This window comes from Streptomyces shaanxiensis (assembly GCF_039537145.1).
Lineage (GTDB): Bacteria > Actinomycetota > Actinomycetes > Streptomycetales > Streptomycetaceae > Streptomyces > Streptomyces shaanxiensis.
Window position 1 is genome coordinate 34,008 of the sequence record NZ_BAAAZY010000008.1, and the last position, 15,234, is coordinate 49,241.

Below are 15,234 nucleotides of genomic sequence, written 5' to 3' on the forward strand. Positions count from 1 at the left end.
GACATGTGTGGCATCGCAGGTACTTACCGATGGCCGGACGGGAAGGTCGTGACCGACCGGCTCACCGATACCCTCGCCCACCGCGGTCCGGACGGGGCGGGCCGCTACAGCCACCCCGCCGGTGACGGCGAAGTGCACCTCGGGCACCGTCGGCTGTCCATCATCGACCTGTCCGAGACCGGAGCCCAGCCGATGGTCTCGGGCGGCCTCGTCCTGACGTACAACGGCGAGCTGTACAACGCGCCCGAGTTGCGTGCCGAGTTGGCAGCCGCCGGGGTGCGCTTCCGCGGTACCTCCGACACCGAGGTGCTCCTCGAGGCCTGGCGGCGCTGGGGCACGGACTGTCTGCCCCGGTTGCGCGGCATGTTCGCGTTCGGGATCTTCGACGAGCGAACCGGTGAACTGGTGCTGGCCCGCGACCAGTTGGGCATCAAGCCGCTGTTCCTGCTCCGGCGCGGCGAGGGCCTGGTGTTCGCCTCCGAGCTCAAGGCGCTCGCCACCGCCACCGGCGGGTCCCTGGAGGTGGACCATGCGGCGCTGGTGGCCTCGCTCCTCTACTACTGGGTGCCGGACTCGCGGTGCGCGTTCCGCGAGGCGGAGAAGCTGCCGCCGGGGACCTGGCTGAGATGCCGGCCCGACGGCCGGGTGGAGCGCGGCCGTTTCTGGGACCTGAGGGACGTCGCCGCCGAGGGCCAGGAGCGGGCCCGCAGTGGCGAGCGGCCGGACCTGGCCGCCATCGTCGAGGAGTCGACGCGGCAGCACCTGCTCTCCGACGTACCCGTCGCGACCTTCCTCTCCGGCGGTCTCGACTCCAGCTGGCTGACCGCCCTGGCGGCCCGCCACCAACCCGGGATCTCCGCCTACACGATCGGGTTCCGCGCCGAGGACGCCAGGTTCGAGGCGATGCCGGACGACCTGCGCTACGCCCGGCAGGTGGCCGAGCGTTTCGGCGTCGACCTGCACGAGATCGAGATCGCCCCGAACGTGCTCGACCTGCTGCCGCAGATGACGTACCACCTGGACGAGCCGATCGGCGACCCCGCCGCGATCAACACGTTCCTGATCTGCTCGGCCGCCCGGGAGGCCGGGGTCAAGGTGATGCTCTCGGGGATGGGTGCCGACGAACTGTTCGCCGGGTACCGCAAGCACCTGGCCAACCTGATCGCGCTGCGCTACCAGCGCGTCCCGCGGCCCCTGCGGCGCGGCCTGTCCAGGGCCGTGGACCGGCTGCCGGTCGCAACGGCCCGCCGCGGGTACCGGTCGGTGCGGTTCGCGAAGCGGTTCCTCTCCTTCGCCGATCTGCCGGAGGAGACCGCGTTCCGGCGCAGCTACACCATGTACGACCAGGACGAGCTGCTCGCCCTGGTCGATCCGGACCTGGCCGGGACGGTCGAGGACGTGCTGACCGAGCACGCGGACATCTACCAGGACAACGACCTCGACGACTTCGTCAACCGCATGTGCCTGGGCGACGCCCGGATGTTCCTGCCGGGTCTGAACCTCACGTACACGGACCGGTCGAGCATGGCCGCCTCCACCGAGGTGCGGGTGCCGTACGTGGACGTCGAGGTGGTCAGGGCGGCGTTCGCCGTACCCGGCGATCGCAAGATCGTCGGACGGCAGGGCAAGGCCGTCCTCAAGGAGGCGGCCACCTCGATCCTGCCCCGGGAGATCGTCTACCGGCCCAAGGGCCTGTTCAGCGCCCCGCTGCGGGCCTGGATGAGCCGGGATCTGGCACCGCTGGTGCGCGAGGTGGTCAACGACGGGGTGCTCGTCAACTCCGGGCTTCTGCGCCGCGACGCGCTGTCCCGCATGGTCGCCGAGGACGCCGCCGGGCAGCGGGACTTCTCCAAGCATCTGTGGCATGTGCTGACCCTCGAGTACTGGTATCGCGACGCGACCTCTGGGTCCGGTCAGAGCACTCGGTTAACCGCTTAGGAATCTCAGAGGAGTTTGGGTGAAGCAGGTTGTACAGAACTACAAGAGCGGCGAGCTGGCGGTGCTCGACGTGCCGGTGCCGGGGTGCAAGCCGGGCGGTGTGCTGGTCCGCAGCGCCTACTCGCTGATATCCACCGGGACCGAGCTCATGAAGGTGTCCGAGGCCGGCATGTCGATGCTGGGCAAGGCCCGCTCACGGCCGGACCAGGTGGCCAAGGTCATGCAGAGCGTGGCCACCAACGGGGTGCCCGCCACCTACCGCAAGGTGATGGGCAAGCTGGACTCCTACACGCCGCTGGGCTACTCGCTGTGCGGGGTGGTCGAGCAGGTCGGCACCGGCATCGACGACGTGAAGGTCGGCGACCTCGTGGCCTGCGCCGGCAACGAGCACGCGCTGCACGCCGAGCTGAACTGGGTGCCGAAGAACCTCTACGTCCCGGTGCCGGACGGCCTCGCGCCGCGGCACGCCGCCTTCGGCACCGTCGGGTCGATCGCGATGCAGGGCGTCCGCCAAGGTGAGCCACAGCTCGGCGAGGTGGCGCTGGTCATCGGCCTCGGCCTGATCGGGCAGCTGGTGGTGCAGCTTCTCGCCGCCTCCGGAGTCCGCGTCGTCGGGGCCGACCCCGACCCGGTGCGCTGCGAGCTCGCCGAGCGCCTGGGCGCGGCGGCCTGCGGCGATCCCGCCTCCTCGGCCGTGGAGAACTCCGTCGCCGAACTCACCGGCGGTCACGGCGTGGACCAGGTGTACCTGGCCGCCGGCGGCGGCAGCAACCAGCCCGTCGAGCTGGCCGCCCGGCTCTGCCGGGACCGCGGCCGGGTCGTCGACATCGGCAAGTGCCGCCTGGACCTGCCGTGGAACGCGTACTACGAGAAGGAACTCGACGTCCGATTCTCCCGCAGTTACGGCCCCGGGCGCTACGACCCGGAGTACGAGCTGGAGGGACGGGACTACCCGATCGGCTACGTGCGCTGGACCGAGCGCCGCAACCTGGCGTGCTTCCTCGATCTCGTCGCCCGCGGCAGCGTCGACGTGGAGCCCTTGGTCTCCCACATCGCCGACTTCGACGACGCCGTGGAAACGTACCAGCGCCTGAAAGACGGCGAGTTGAAGGCCGTGGCCGTGCTGTTCCGGTACCCCGAACACGCGGGGCAGGCGGAGGAAGCGGGGGCCCCGGCGGTGGCCGTGCCCGCGGTGAAGCGACCCGGCGGCGGAGTGTCCACGCCGGCCCGGGCCGCCAGGACGCCGGTGCGCCTCGCGTTCGTCGGCGCGGGAAACTACGCGACGTCGATGCTGCTGCCGCACCTGGCACAGCGCGACGGCGTCGAGTTGTCGACCGTCGTCACCACGACGGCGCTGTCCGCGGCCAACGCCAAGCGGAAGTTCGGCTTCGCCGAGGCGACGACCGATCTCGACGCCGTACTCGGCGACAAGTCCATCGACGCGGTGTTCGTGGTCACCCGGCACAGCTCGCACGCCGAACTGACCCGAAGAGCACTGCTGGCAGGCAAGTCTGTGTTCGTGGAGAAGCCCCTGGCCCTCACCGAGGACGAGCTGGCCGGCGTACTCGCGACGGTCGAGGAGTCCGGCAACGACCGGCTGCAGGTCGGCTTCAACCGCCGGTTCGCGCCGCTGCTGACCGAGGCCAAGAAGCGGTTCGGCGCCCGGACCGGTCCGGCGAGCCTGCGCTACCTGGTCAACGCGGGCCGGCTGCAGCACGGCAGCTGGTACCTCCAACAGGGCACCGAGGGCTCGCGGTTCGCCGGTGAGGGCGGGCACTTCATCGACACGGCGAGCTGGCTGCTCGGGGCCGATCCGGTCTCGGTGTACGCGGTCGCCGCGTCCGGCAACGAGGACCTTCAGGTCGTGCTGCGCTACCCGGACGGGTCCACCGCCACCATCAGCTACGTCACCACCGGCGCGCCCGGCTTCCCCAAGGAGACGCTGGACCTCGTCGCGGACGGCAAGGTACTGCGGCTCGACGACTTCGTCCGGGCCTCGCTGTTTGCGGACGGAGGGGTCGGCCCCAAGAAGTGGGTCAGTTCGCGGCTGCCCAAAGCCCGGGACAAGGGGCAGAACGCCGAACTGGCCGCGTTCATCAAGGCCGTGCGGACCGGCGGGCCGATGCCCGTGCCGCTGGAGTCGCTGGTCGCCACCACGGCGGCCACCCTCGCCGTGCAGGCCGGGCTGGCCGGGGGCGCGCCGGTGACGTTGGAGCGGGCACGATGACCATGAGCGCGGGCTGGTACCTGCGGCGGCTGTCCCGGATGGGACCGCAGGAGGTCGCGGGCCGGGTGAGCGACGCGGTACGCAGGCGGCGGTGGCGGTCGGCGCGGCCCAACTGCCCGACGGTTACCGGCGCCCGGTTCACCGCAGTACTGCCCGCCGGGACGATCGCCGCCATACCTCCGGACGCCGCGAAGCGTCTCATCGCCGAGGCGGACCGGCTGATGTACGGGCACGCCGAGTATTTCGGGGTGGTCCGCGACGACCTGACCGACCCGGACTGGTGGAGCGACCCGAAGACCGGGCGCCGGGCTCCGTGGGGCTACGCCTTCGACGTGCCGTACCGGAACGAGGACGCGGTCGGGGACATCAAGCAGATCTGGGAGCTGTCCCGGCATCAGTACCTCACCGTGCTCGCCGCCGCCTACGCGATCACCGGGAACGAGCGGTACGCCGAGAGGGTGGCCGAGCACCTGCGGTCGTGGTGGGCGGCCAACCCGCCGCTGCGCGGTGTGCACTGGATCAGCGGCATCGAGCTGGGCATCCGGCTGCTGTCCTGGGTGTGGATCCGCCGGCTGCTCGACGGCTGGCCGGGCGCGGCCGGGCTGTTCGAGGGCAACCCGGTGGCGCTGAAACAGATCTGGCACCACCAGCGCTGGCTGGCCGCCTTCCCCAGCCGGGGGTCCTCGGCGAACAACCACGTCATCGCCGAGGCCGCCGGGCAGTTCGCAGCGGCCTGCGCGTTCGGGTGGTTCCCCTCATCAGCGCGTTGGCAGGCCGACGCGCTGCGGTCGCTGGAGCGGCATCTGCGCGGCAACACCTTCGGCTCCGGCCTCAACCGCGAGCTGGCCACCGAGTATCACGGACTGGTGCTGGAGCTCGGCCTGGCCGCGGTGGCCGAGGCGGATGCCGCGGCCGTGCCGGTCCCCCCGGCTGTCCGGCTCGTGCTGCTGCGGATGACCGATGCGCTCGCGGCCATCGTGGACGGCCGGTTACGGCCGCCCCGCCAGGGCGACGCGGACGACGGGCACGGTCTGGTCGTGGACGGCGCGGGCACCGACCGCTGGGCCTCGCTGCTGGCCACCGGGGACGCCGTGTTCGGCCGGCTCGCCTGGTGGCCGACGGTGACCGGCACCGATGTGCGCACCCCACTGCTGGCCGCGCTCATCCGGCCGTACTCGAAGAACGAAACCGCACCGGCCGTGACCCGCCCGGCAGGCCGACCGGCCCATTTCGCCGACGCGGGCATGACCATCCTGCGCGGACCGGAAGGGGCGGGAGAGATCTGGTGCCGCTGCGACGGCGGTCCGCACGGCTTCCTGTCCATCGCCGCGCATGCCCACGCGGACGCGCTGTCCGTGGAGGTCCGGCACGACGGCATCGACGTGCTCGCCGACCCGGGGACGTACTGCTACCACGGGCAGCCCCAGTGGCGGCAGTACTTCCGGTCGACCCTCGGCCACAACACCCTGCAACTGGACGGCGCTGACCAGTCCGTCTCCGGCGGCCCGTTCCTGTGGACCCGGCAGGCCCGCAGCCGCGTCCTGGTCGCGGACACATCCGGCGGCTCCGAAAGGGGGACGGCCCGCTGGAGCGCCGAGCACGACGGCTACCAGGGATCCGTGCACCGCCGCCGGGTGGAACTGACGGCTGCGAGCCGGGAGTTGAGGGTGGTCGACGAGGTGCGCGGGCCGCGCCGGGCCGCGCGCCTGGCGTTCCACCTCGGCCCGGCGATCACCGCGGACCTGGTGGGGAACCGGGCCGTGCTCACCTGGACCCGGGACGGCGAGGACCGCTCCGCGGTGCTCGACCTGCCCGGGCAGCTGAGCTGGCGGGCCCATCGTGGCGAGACCGACCCGCCGCTGGGTTGGTACTCCCCCGGCTTCGGGCGCAAGGAACCCGCCACCACGCTGGTCGGCACCGGCTTCGCCGACGGCACGGAGGGGTTCACCACCGTGCTCAGGTTCCGCGGCTAGGGGGGCGCGTGGGGATCCAGAGGCGGAACTGGGCGTTGGCGGCGGCACCGCTGACGCTGGCCCTGCTGGCGGCGACCGGCTGTACGAGCACGGCGGATGCCCGGGCGGAGCCGACCGGTGCGCCCTCCACGTCCGGGGCGACGTCCACGTCCGTGGCCCGGGTGTGCGCCAAGCCCGCGGCCGGGCCCACGAAGGCGCCGGCGGGCGCGGTGACGGTCGACCCCGCGGTGGTCGGTGACCTGGCCGCGAAGACCAAGAGCAGCCCCCCGAACACCACGTTCTGGCTTCGACCGGGCAAGCACCGGCTCGACCCGGACCGCTACGCCCAGGTCATCCCCAAGAAGGGGAACCGCTACCTCGGCGCGCCGGGCGCGGTGCTCGACGGCCGGAAGAAGAACCAGTACGCGTTCGGCGGTACCGCCGGCAACGTCACCATCCGCCACCTGACCGTGCAGGGTTTCATCCCGCCGCACAACGAGGGCGTGGTCAACCATGACTCGGCCGACGGGTGGGTGATCGAGCACGCGACGATCCAGAACAACTCCGGCGCCGGACTGATGGCCGGTGCCCGCCAGCAGGTCCGCGCCAGCTGCCTGCGCGGCAACGGACAGTACGGCTTGAACGCGTACAAGGCCGGCGACACCATCCGCGACCTGGTGGTCGAGGGCAACGAGATCGTGGGCAACAACACCGACGACTGGGAGCGGAAGCGGGAGGGCTGCGGCTGCACCGGAGGCATCAAGTTCTGGGCCGTGAACGGCGCCGACGTACGCGGCAACTGGGTGCACGACAACCGCGGAACCGGGTTGTGGGCGGACACCAACAACAACGACTTCCGCATCGAGAACAACGTGATCGAGGCCAACGACGGCGCCGCGCTGATCTACGAGACCAGCTACAACGCGGTCATCCGGAAGAACACGATCCGGCGGAACAACTGGGTCGAGGGCCGCAGGGCCGCCGACGGCGGCGACAACTTCCCGTTCGCGACCGTCTACCTGTCCGAGTCCGGCGGCGAACCACGGGTCCGCGCCCGCACGGACAAGATCGAGATCTACCGGAACGTGCTGGAGAACAACTGGTCCGGGATCACCCTGTGGGAGAACGCCGACCGGTTCTGCAACAGCCCGGCCAACACGTCGTCCGGTGACTGCACGTTGCTGGTGAAGAACACCGACCGCTGCGCACAGCCGGCGATCGCCACCGCACCGCTGTACGCCGACTGCCGGTGGAAGACCCAGCGGGTGGACATCCACGACAACCGCTTCGTGCTGGACAAGTCCGTCGTCGACTGCACGGCGAAGTGCGACCGAATGGCGGTGCTGGCCAACTACGGCACCTATCCGCGCTGGTCGCCGTACAAGGGCGAGCGGGTGGCCGAGGCGATCACCCGCAAGCAGCACAACCGCTGGCGTGACAACGTCTACGTCGGACCATGGAAGTTCGTCGCACACGACCCGAGCCGGGTGCTCGACTTCGGGCAGTGGCAGGGCACGCCGTACCAGCAGGACGCGGGCAGCACCCTCCGCGCGCGGGACGGTGGTTGAGATGGCCGCGGACCACACGCCGAAGATCGCGGACCACACGCCGAAGACCGCGGACCACACGTCGAAGATCGTCGGGACGGCCTGGGGACTGCTGATCCTCAACACGCTCGGCTCCGCCGGGGCCAAGACCATCGTGCCGCTGCCCCGCTCCCTCATCCAGATGGCCACCATGGGCGCACTGGTCGCCGCGTTCACGCTGGCGCTCGCGGTCAATCTCCGGCTGCGCATCCGAGCCAGTGCCTTCGTGTTCCTGCTCACCCTGCTGCTGGTGCCGAGCGTGATCTCCAGCGCCAACCTGGAGTCCGGGTTCGGCGCGGTGTTCCGCTGCGCCCGGCTGGCTCTCTTCGTCGGCACGCTGTGGCTGCTCAGCCGCTGGTGGGACGGCGGCCTGACGTTCGTCCGGCACCACATACGGATGTACTTCGCGGTGCTCGGGTCGGTGGCCGCCGGCCTGGTCATCTCACCGGGCGCGGCCCTGCCCGAGCTCTACGGCGGGCGGCTGGTCGGCGCGCTGTGGCCGCTCACCCCGCCGCAGATCGGACAGTACGCCGCGGTGATCATCGGGCTCACCGTGCTGCTCGTTCTGGGCCGCCGGACCGACAGGACCAGCGCGGCGGTGGTCATCGTGCCGTCACTCGTCCTGCTCGCGCTGACCCACACCCGGACGGCCACTCTCGGCCTGCTCATCGGGCTGATGTTGGCGATCGGCTCGCTCGTCCTGACCAGCGCCGCCGCCCGCCGGTTCTTCGCCTGGGCGGTGCTGTGCGCCACGGTGGCCGCGGTGGCGTTCAGCTCCGCGCTGCAGGCTTGGTTCCTGCGCGGACAGAGCCAGGAGAACTTCTCCAACCTCACCGGTCGGGCCAAGGTCTGGGACGCCCTGCTGGCTGCACCCCGGTCGACCTCGGAGCAACTGTTCGGCGCGGGTCTGGGCGACAAGTCGTTCGGCGGGCTGCCGATCGACAACAGCTGGCTGGCCGTCTACAACGAGCAGGGTCTGATCGGCGTCACCATCGTCGCGGCGATCATCATCGTGCTGGGCGGCGTCGCGTTGCTGCGGCCACCGTCGCTGCAGAGGGCCTGCGCGATCTTCCTGATCAGCTACTGCGCGATCGCGTCGTACACCGAGGCCGGTCTTGGCGACGCCTCGCCGTATCTGCTGCATCTGGCTGTGGCCGCCTCGCTGTTGGCGGCACCTGCCGCGGCCACTCCCCTGTCGACGCCCGAAGTCCCTCGACGCTCGACGCCCGAGGTCCTTCGAATCTCGACGCCCGAGGTCGCTGGACGACGCATACCCCGATGGGCCCGGAAATCGGAGGTGACCTGAGCATGCACGTCCTCGTGGTGCACAACCGCTACGCCTCGGCGCAGCCGAGCGGGGAGAACAAGGTCGTCGACCAGGAGGTGGCGCTGTTGCGCGAGGCCGGCCACCGGGTCGAGGTGTTCGAGCGGCGCAGCGACACCATCGCCGACCGGTCCCTCCTGGCCAAGGCCGCGGTGCCGCTCCTCGTACCGTGGAACCCGGCGGTGCGCACGGAGCTCGCCGCCCGGCTGCGCGGCGAGCGGCCGGACGTGGTGCACATCCACAACGTCTTCCCGCTCCTGTCGCCCGCGGTGCTGGCCGCCTGCGCCGACGCCGGCGTACCCGCCGTCGCCACGCTGCACAACTACACCCAGGTCTGCCCGCCCGGCACGCTCCAGCGGGACGGCCGGCCGTGCACCGAGTGCGTCGGGTCGACGCCGCTTCCCGCCGTCCGGCACGGCTGCTACCGCAACTCGCGCCTTGCCACGGTGCCGCTCGCGGTCAGCCTGTCGGTCAACCGGCGGCGGTGGTGGTCCGGCGTGGAGCGGTTCTTCTGCATCTCCGCGGCGCAGCGAGACGTCCTGGTGGGGGCCGGCATGCCGGCCGAGCGCCTTGCGGTGAAGCACAACTTCGTGCCGGAGCCGGGCAATTGCCGGGAGGGCGCCGGCGAGCATCTGCTCTATCTCGGCCGGCTCGCGGAGGCCAAGGGCGTCCGGCTGCTCATGGCCGCGTGGGACGAACTCGCCGCCGGCGGCGGTGTGGGCGTGCCGCTCGTGATCGCCGGCACGGGGCCGCTGGAGCGGGAGGTGACCGACTGGGCGGCGGGCCGGGACGACGTGCGGTACGTCGGCCTGTACGACACGGCGGAGTGCCGGAAGGCCCTCGCGCGGTCGGTCGCCGTGGTGGCTCCCTCGACATGGCTGGAGGCGTTCGGCCTGGTGGTCGTGGAGGCGATGGCAGCGGGGGCCCCGGCCGTCGCCGCCGGTCACGGCGCCTTCGTCGAACTCGTCGAGGACGGGAAGACCGGGCTGCTGCACCAGCCGGGTGAGTCGGCCTCGCTCGCGGACTGCATACGCCGGATCACGGCCGAGCCGGCCCGCAACCAGGAGATGGGCCAGGCGGCCCGGCGCCGTTACGAGCAGGGGTTCAGCCCGGCCGTCGGCCTTGAGCGCCTGGTGGAGGGGTACCGCACCGCGATCGCGGGACGGACGGAATCAATGGGGGACCGAATCAATGGGGGGCAGTAAATGACACGATGCCGACTCTGCGGCTCGGCGACGCTGGCGAGCGTCGTCGATCTGGGGGCGACGCCACCGTGCGAGAGCTTTCTCGCCGCGGACCAACTGGACCAGCCGGAACCGGCGTACCCGCTGCACCTGCGGGTCTGCACGGACTGCTGGCTGGCGCAGATCCCTCCGCTGATCACGCCGGAGGAGACGTTCAAGGAGTACGCGTACTTCTCCTCGTACTCGACCTCCTGGGTGGAGCACGCGCGCACGTTCGTCGCCGACGCCGTGGAGCGTCTTGCTCTCGGCCCGGACGCCTTTGTGGTCGAGGTCGCGAGCAACGACGGGTACCTGCTCAGGCACGTGGTGGACCGGGGGATCCGCTGCCTCGGCATCGAGCCGTCGGTGAACGTCGGCGCCGCGGCACGGGACGCGGGTGTGCCCACGCTCACGGAGTTCCTGAGCCCGGACACCGGCTCGGCCGTCCGCGCCGAGCACGGCCCGGCGGACCTGGTCGTGGCCAACAACGTGTACGCGCACATCCCCGACGTGGTCGGGTTCACCCAGGGACTGCGCGCCCTGGTCTCCGACGACGGCTGGGTCTCCATCGAGGTGCAGCACCTGCTGACCCTGATCGAGGAGAACCAGTACGACACGATCTACCACGAGCATTTCCAGTACTACACGGTCGCCTCCGCGATCCGAGCCCTTGCGAGCGGCGGACTGGCGCTCGTGGACGTCGAGTTGCTGCCCACGCACGGCGGCTCCATCCGGCTGTGGGCCCGGCCGGCCGAGGTGGCCGGCGAGCCGACCCGGCGGGTGGCCGACGTACTGGCCCGGGAGAAGGCCGCCGGGCTCCAGGAGTTGTCCGGGTACTCCGAGTTCGCCGCGCGGGTGGCCAAGGTGCGCCGGGACCTGCTGCGGTTCCTCATCGAGGCGGCCGAGCGCGGCGAGACGGTCGTCGGCTACGGCGCCCCGGGCAAGGGCAACACCCTGCTCAACCACTGCGGCATCCGGCCCGACCTGCTCGCGTACACGGTCGACCGCAACCCCTACAAGCACGGCAGGTTCACCCCGGGCACCCGCATCCCGATCCTGCCGCCCGAGCAGATTGCCGCCGACCGGCCGGACTACGTCCTGATCCTCCCGTGGAACCTGCGGGCCGAGCTGGTAGAGCAACTGTCCTTCGTGGGCGACTGGGGCGGCCGGCTGGTCTTTCCCATCCCGGAACTGAGCATTGTCGAGGTGAAGCGATGAAGGTCGTCCTGTTCTGCGGCGGTTACGGGATGCGTATGCGGAGCGGTGCCGCAGACGACGTGCCCAAGCCGATGGCGATGGTCGGGCCCCGGCCGCTGATCTGGCATGTCATGCGCTACTACGCGCACTTCGGGCACACGGAGTTCATCCTGTGCCTCGGGTACGGGGCGCACCACATCAAGGAGTTCTTCCTCAACTACGAGGAGACGACGTCCAACGACTTCGTGCTGCGCGGCGGGCGCACCGAGTTGCTGTCCACCGACATAGCCGACTGGACGATCACGTTCGCGCAGACCGGCATCGAGTCACCGATCGGGGAGCGGCTGCGCCGGGTGCGGCACCACCTGGACGGCGACGAGATGTTCCTCGCCAACTACGCCGACGTGCTCACCGACGCCCCGTTGCCGGAGATGATCGACCGGTTCGCCCGGCGCGACGCCGGTGCGTCGATGATGGTGGTGCCGCCGCAGTCCTCGTTCCACTGCGTGGACCTGGGTGAGGACGGCCTGGTGGGGGGCATCACCGCGGTGAGCGACATGCCGCTGTGGGAGAACGGCGGCTACTTCGTGCTCCGCCAGGAGGTCTTCGACCACATACCGGAGAACGGGGACCTGGTCGCCGACGGATGCGCCCAACTGGCCAAGCACGGACGGCTGGTGGCGCACCAGCACCGCGGCTTCTGGAAGCCGACCGACACCGTGAAGGAGCGGGCCGCGCTCGACGACGCCTACGCCCGGGGCGACCGCCCGTGGGCCGTGTGGGAACGGGACGGCGCGACCGCGAGTGCCGGAGTGAGGACCGCATGATCCAGCTCAACGCCGGTCCACTGGGCGGGATCGTCGCGGTGGGCGCGCACTGCGACGACATCGCCATCGGCGCCGGCGGCACGCTGCTGACGCTGTGCCTCGCGCGGCCGGGTATCCGCGTCGATGCGCTCGTGCTCTCCGGCGGCGGCAGCGAACGGGAGCAGGAGGAGCGGGCCGCACTCGCCGCCTTCTGTCCGGGCGCCGACCTGCGGCTGACCGTGCTCAAGCTGCCGGACGGCCGGATGCCCGTGCACTGGGACGAGGCCAAGGCCGCGGTCGAGGAGCTGCGCGGGCGGACCGAGCCGGATCTCGTCCTGGCCCCGCGTACCGATGACGCGCACCAGGATCACCGCGGCCTGGCGCAGCTGATCCCCACCGCGTTCCGCGACCACATGGTCCTCGGCTACGAGATCGTCAAGTGGGACGGCGATCTCGGCCGTCCGTCGGCGTACCAGCCGCTGTCGCCGGAGACCGCCGAACAGAAGGTGCGGCTGCTGCAGGAGCACTACCCCTCGCAGCGGCACCGGCCCTGGTACGACCGGGAGGCCTTCCTCGGCCTCGCGCGGATCCGCGGCATCGAATGCCACGCGCGCTACGCCGAGGCGTTCGCCGTCACCAAACTCACGCTCGATCTGGGCACTTCCAACCTGGGGGACTGAACCTTGCGCGTACTGCTGACCGGACACCAGGGCTACCTGGGCACCGTGATGGCCCCGGTCCTCGCGGCCGCCGGGCACGAGGTCGTCGGCCTCGACGCCGGCCTGTTCGCCGACTGCGTGCTGGGCGAGCCGCCCGCGGACCCGTCCGGGCACCGGGTGGACCTGCGCGACGTCACGGCCGACCACGTGGCCGGGGTGGACGCCGTGATCCACCTGGCCGCCCTGTCCAACGACCCGCTGGGATCGCTGGCGCCGGAACTCACCTACGACATCAACCACCACGCGTCCGTACGGCTGGCCCGGCTGGCCCGCGACGCCGGAGTGCGGCGTTTCCTGTACGCGTCGACCTGCTCGGTCTACGGCGCCGCCGGCGGCGACGACCTGGTGGCCGAGGACGCCCCGCTGCGCCCGGTGACGCCGTACGCGGAGTCCAAGGTGCGGGTGGAGGACGACCTGCACGCGCTGGCCGACGGCGACTTCAGCCCGGTGTACATGCGCAACGCCACCGCCTTCGGCTACTCCCCCAGGCTGCGCGCCGACATCGTGCTGAACAACCTGGTGGGCCACGCGCTCCTGTCCGGCGAGGTCCTTGTGCTCTCCGACGGCACCCCCTGGCGTCCGCTGGTGCACGCCGCCGACATCGCACGGGCCTTCACGGCCGCGCTGACCGCGCCGCGGGAAGCGGTGCACGACCGGGCGTTCAACATCGGCAGCGAGATCAACAACGTCATGGTCGCCGAGATCGCCGAGCAGGTCGCCGAGGCGGTGTCCGGCTCGAAGGTGGTGATCACCGGGGAGAACGGCGCCGATCCTCGGTCGTACCGGGTGGACTTCTCCCGGTTCCGCGCCGCGATCCCCGGCTTCGACTGCGAGTGGACGGTGAAGCGGGGAGCACTCGAACTCGCCGACGCCTACCGGGAGTTCGGGCTGACCCAGGAGGACTTCGAGCAGCGCTTCACCCGCCTCGCCGTGCTGCGCGAGGCCTCCGACGCCGGCGCCGTCGACGACACCCTGCGGTGGCGCCGATGACCGACGCCGGCGAAGAGATGCACGCGCTGGTGGAGCGGCTGTACCCGCTGTGCCGGAGCATCACCGGCGACGGTGTGCGCGCCACCCTGGACATCGTCGGCGAGTACATCCCGCTCCAGACGCACGAGGTGCCGACCGGGACGCAGGTACTCGACTGGACGGTGCCGCAGGAGTGGAACATCCGGGACGCGTACGTCGCCGACGCCACCGGCCACCGGGTCGTCGACTTCGCCGCGTCCAGCCTGCATGTGCTCGGCTACAGCGTGCCGGTGTCGGCGACCATGCCGCTGTCCGAGCTGCGCGCGCACCTGCACACGCTGCCGGACCACCCGACCTGGGTGCCGTACCGCACCAGCTACTACAAGCCGGAATGGGGGTTCTGCCTGGCCCAGGAGACCCTGGACGCGCTGCCGGACGGCGAGTACGAGGTGCGTATCGACTCCACCCTCGCCGACGGCCACCTCACCTACGCCGAGTACGTGGTCCCCGGGCAGGTCCCCGACGAGGTGATCGTCTCCTGCCACGTCTGCCACCCGTCGCTGGCCAACGACAACCTGGCCGGCATCGCGGTGGCGACGTACCTGGCCCGGGCGCTGGCGCAGGAGATGCCGTACTACACCTACCGGTTCCTGTTCGCGCCCGGCACCATCGGGGCGATCACCTGGCTGGCCCGCAATGCGGAGCGGGTGGAGCGCGTCAAGCACGGCCTGGTGCTGGCCTGCGCCGGCGACCCGGGCCAACTGACGTACAAGCAGAGCAGGCGCGGCGACGCCGAGATCGACCGGGTGTTGCGGCATGTGCTGGCCGCCTCCGAACGCCCGCACCGCATCACCGAGTTCACTCCGTACGGCTACGACGAGCGGCAGTTCTGCTCGCCCGGGTTCAACCTCGCCGTGGGCTCGCTCAGCCGTACCCCGTACGCCGGCTATCCCGAGTACCACACCTCGGCGGACAACCCGGACTTCGTCACCCCGGAGGCGATGGCGGACACCCTGGCAGTCTGCCGCGAGGCGTTCGCCGTCCTGGACCGCAACCGGCGGTACGTCAACCTCAGCCCGTACGGCGAACCACAGCTGGGCCGACGCGGGTTGTACGACGCACTCGGCGGGCGCAGCGACACCAAGCAGGCCCAGATGGCCATGCTCTGGGTGCTCAGCCTCTCCGACGGCGAGCACAGTCTGCTGGATGTCACCGAGCGGTCCGGGCTGCCGTTCGACACCGTCGCCACCGCGGCCGACGCCCTGCACGGCGCCGGTCTGATCAAGGCATGAC

Annotated in this window: 11 protein-coding genes; all 11 read left to right on the forward strand. The window is 71.1% G+C overall.

The genetic code is table 11. From position 1 onward, the window contains the following. The first annotated feature begins 3 nt into the window (after window positions 1-3). The 11 genes from asnB to ABD932_RS11950 are packed head-to-tail and all read left to right on the forward strand — an operon-like array spanning window position 4 to window position 15,233. Entirely contained in the window at window positions 4-1,938 is a 1,935-nt protein-coding gene (asnB, locus tag ABD932_RS11900) for an asparagine synthase (glutamine-hydrolyzing) (RefSeq protein ID WP_345011557.1), read from the forward strand. Window positions 1,939-1,957: 19 nt separating this feature from the next. Then, window positions 1,958-4,165 carry a bi-domain-containing oxidoreductase gene (locus ABD932_RS11905; RefSeq protein WP_345011559.1) on the forward strand — a complete coding sequence of 736 codons (2,208 nt, stop codon included), beginning with the start codon at window positions 1,958-1,960 and terminating at the stop codon, window positions 4,163-4,165. Next, window positions 4,162-6,138, forward strand: coding sequence for a heparinase II/III family protein (locus tag ABD932_RS11910; RefSeq protein WP_345011561.1), 1,977 nt, complete (start codon window positions 4,162-4,164; stop codon window positions 6,136-6,138). Before ABD932_RS11905 ends, ABD932_RS11910 begins: the two co-directional genes overlap by 4 nt. Window positions 6,139-6,146: 8 nt before the next feature. After that, window positions 6,147-7,685 (forward strand): right-handed parallel beta-helix repeat-containing protein, encoded by a 1,539-nt coding sequence (locus tag ABD932_RS11915; protein ID WP_345011563.1) that lies wholly within the window; start codon window positions 6,147-6,149, stop codon window positions 7,683-7,685. Window position 7,686: 1 nt separating this feature from the next. Beyond that, window positions 7,687-9,009 carry an O-antigen ligase domain-containing protein gene (locus ABD932_RS11920; protein ID WP_345011565.1) on the forward strand — a complete coding sequence of 441 codons (1,323 nt, stop codon included), beginning with the start codon at window positions 7,687-7,689 and terminating at the stop codon, window positions 9,007-9,009. 2 nt (window positions 9,010-9,011) lie between these two features. Then, window positions 9,012-10,232, forward strand: coding sequence for a glycosyltransferase (locus ABD932_RS11925; RefSeq protein ID WP_345011567.1), 1,221 nt, complete (start codon window positions 9,012-9,014; stop codon window positions 10,230-10,232). After that, complete coding sequence (locus ABD932_RS11930; RefSeq protein ID WP_345011569.1) at window positions 10,233-11,468, forward strand: class I SAM-dependent methyltransferase; 1,236 nt, start codon at window positions 10,233-10,235, stop codon at window positions 11,466-11,468. It abuts the gene before it with no gap. Further along, a complete protein-coding gene (locus ABD932_RS11935) occupies window positions 11,465-12,274 on the forward strand; it encodes a glycosyltransferase family protein (RefSeq protein WP_345011571.1) in 810 nt (269 codons plus the stop codon). The genes ABD932_RS11930 and ABD932_RS11935 overlap by 4 nt, the downstream gene beginning before the upstream one ends. Then, window positions 12,271-12,933, forward strand: coding sequence for a PIG-L deacetylase family protein (locus tag ABD932_RS11940; protein ID WP_345011573.1), 663 nt, complete (start codon window positions 12,271-12,273; stop codon window positions 12,931-12,933). The genes ABD932_RS11935 and ABD932_RS11940 overlap by 4 nt, the downstream gene beginning before the upstream one ends. A 3-nt stretch (window positions 12,934-12,936) precedes the next feature. After that, complete coding sequence (locus tag ABD932_RS11945; RefSeq protein WP_345011575.1) at window positions 12,937-13,962, forward strand: NAD-dependent epimerase/dehydratase family protein; 1,026 nt, start codon at window positions 12,937-12,939, stop codon at window positions 13,960-13,962. Next, complete coding sequence (locus tag ABD932_RS11950) at window positions 13,950-15,233, forward strand: DUF4910 domain-containing protein (protein ID WP_345011576.1); 1,284 nt, start codon at window positions 13,950-13,952, stop codon at window positions 15,231-15,233. Before ABD932_RS11945 ends, ABD932_RS11950 begins: the two co-directional genes overlap by 13 nt. Window position 15,234: the final 1 nt, after the last annotated feature.

Excerpts from the sequence above, each read along its gene's own strand:
- ABD932_RS11925 (WP_345011567.1), top strand. The coding sequence starts at position 9,012 with ATGCACGTCCTCGTGGTGCACAACCGCTACGCCTCGGCGCAGCCGAGC.
- ABD932_RS11935 (WP_345011571.1), top strand. The coding sequence starts at position 11,465 with ATGAAGGTCGTCCTGTTCTGCGGCGGTTACGGGATGCGTATGCGGAGC.
- ABD932_RS11920 (WP_345011565.1), top strand. The coding sequence starts at position 7,687 with ATGGCCGCGGACCACACGCCGAAGATCGCGGACCACACGCCGAAGACC.
- ABD932_RS11930 (WP_345011569.1), top strand. The coding sequence starts at position 10,233 with ATGACACGATGCCGACTCTGCGGCTCGGCGACGCTGGCGAGCGTCGTC.
- ABD932_RS11910 (WP_345011561.1), top strand. The coding sequence starts at position 4,162 with ATGACCATGAGCGCGGGCTGGTACCTGCGGCGGCTGTCCCGGATGGGA.
- asnB (WP_345011557.1), top strand. The coding sequence starts at position 4 with ATGTGTGGCATCGCAGGTACTTACCGATGGCCGGACGGGAAGGTCGTG.
- ABD932_RS11940 (WP_345011573.1), top strand. The coding sequence starts at position 12,271 with ATGATCCAGCTCAACGCCGGTCCACTGGGCGGGATCGTCGCGGTGGGC.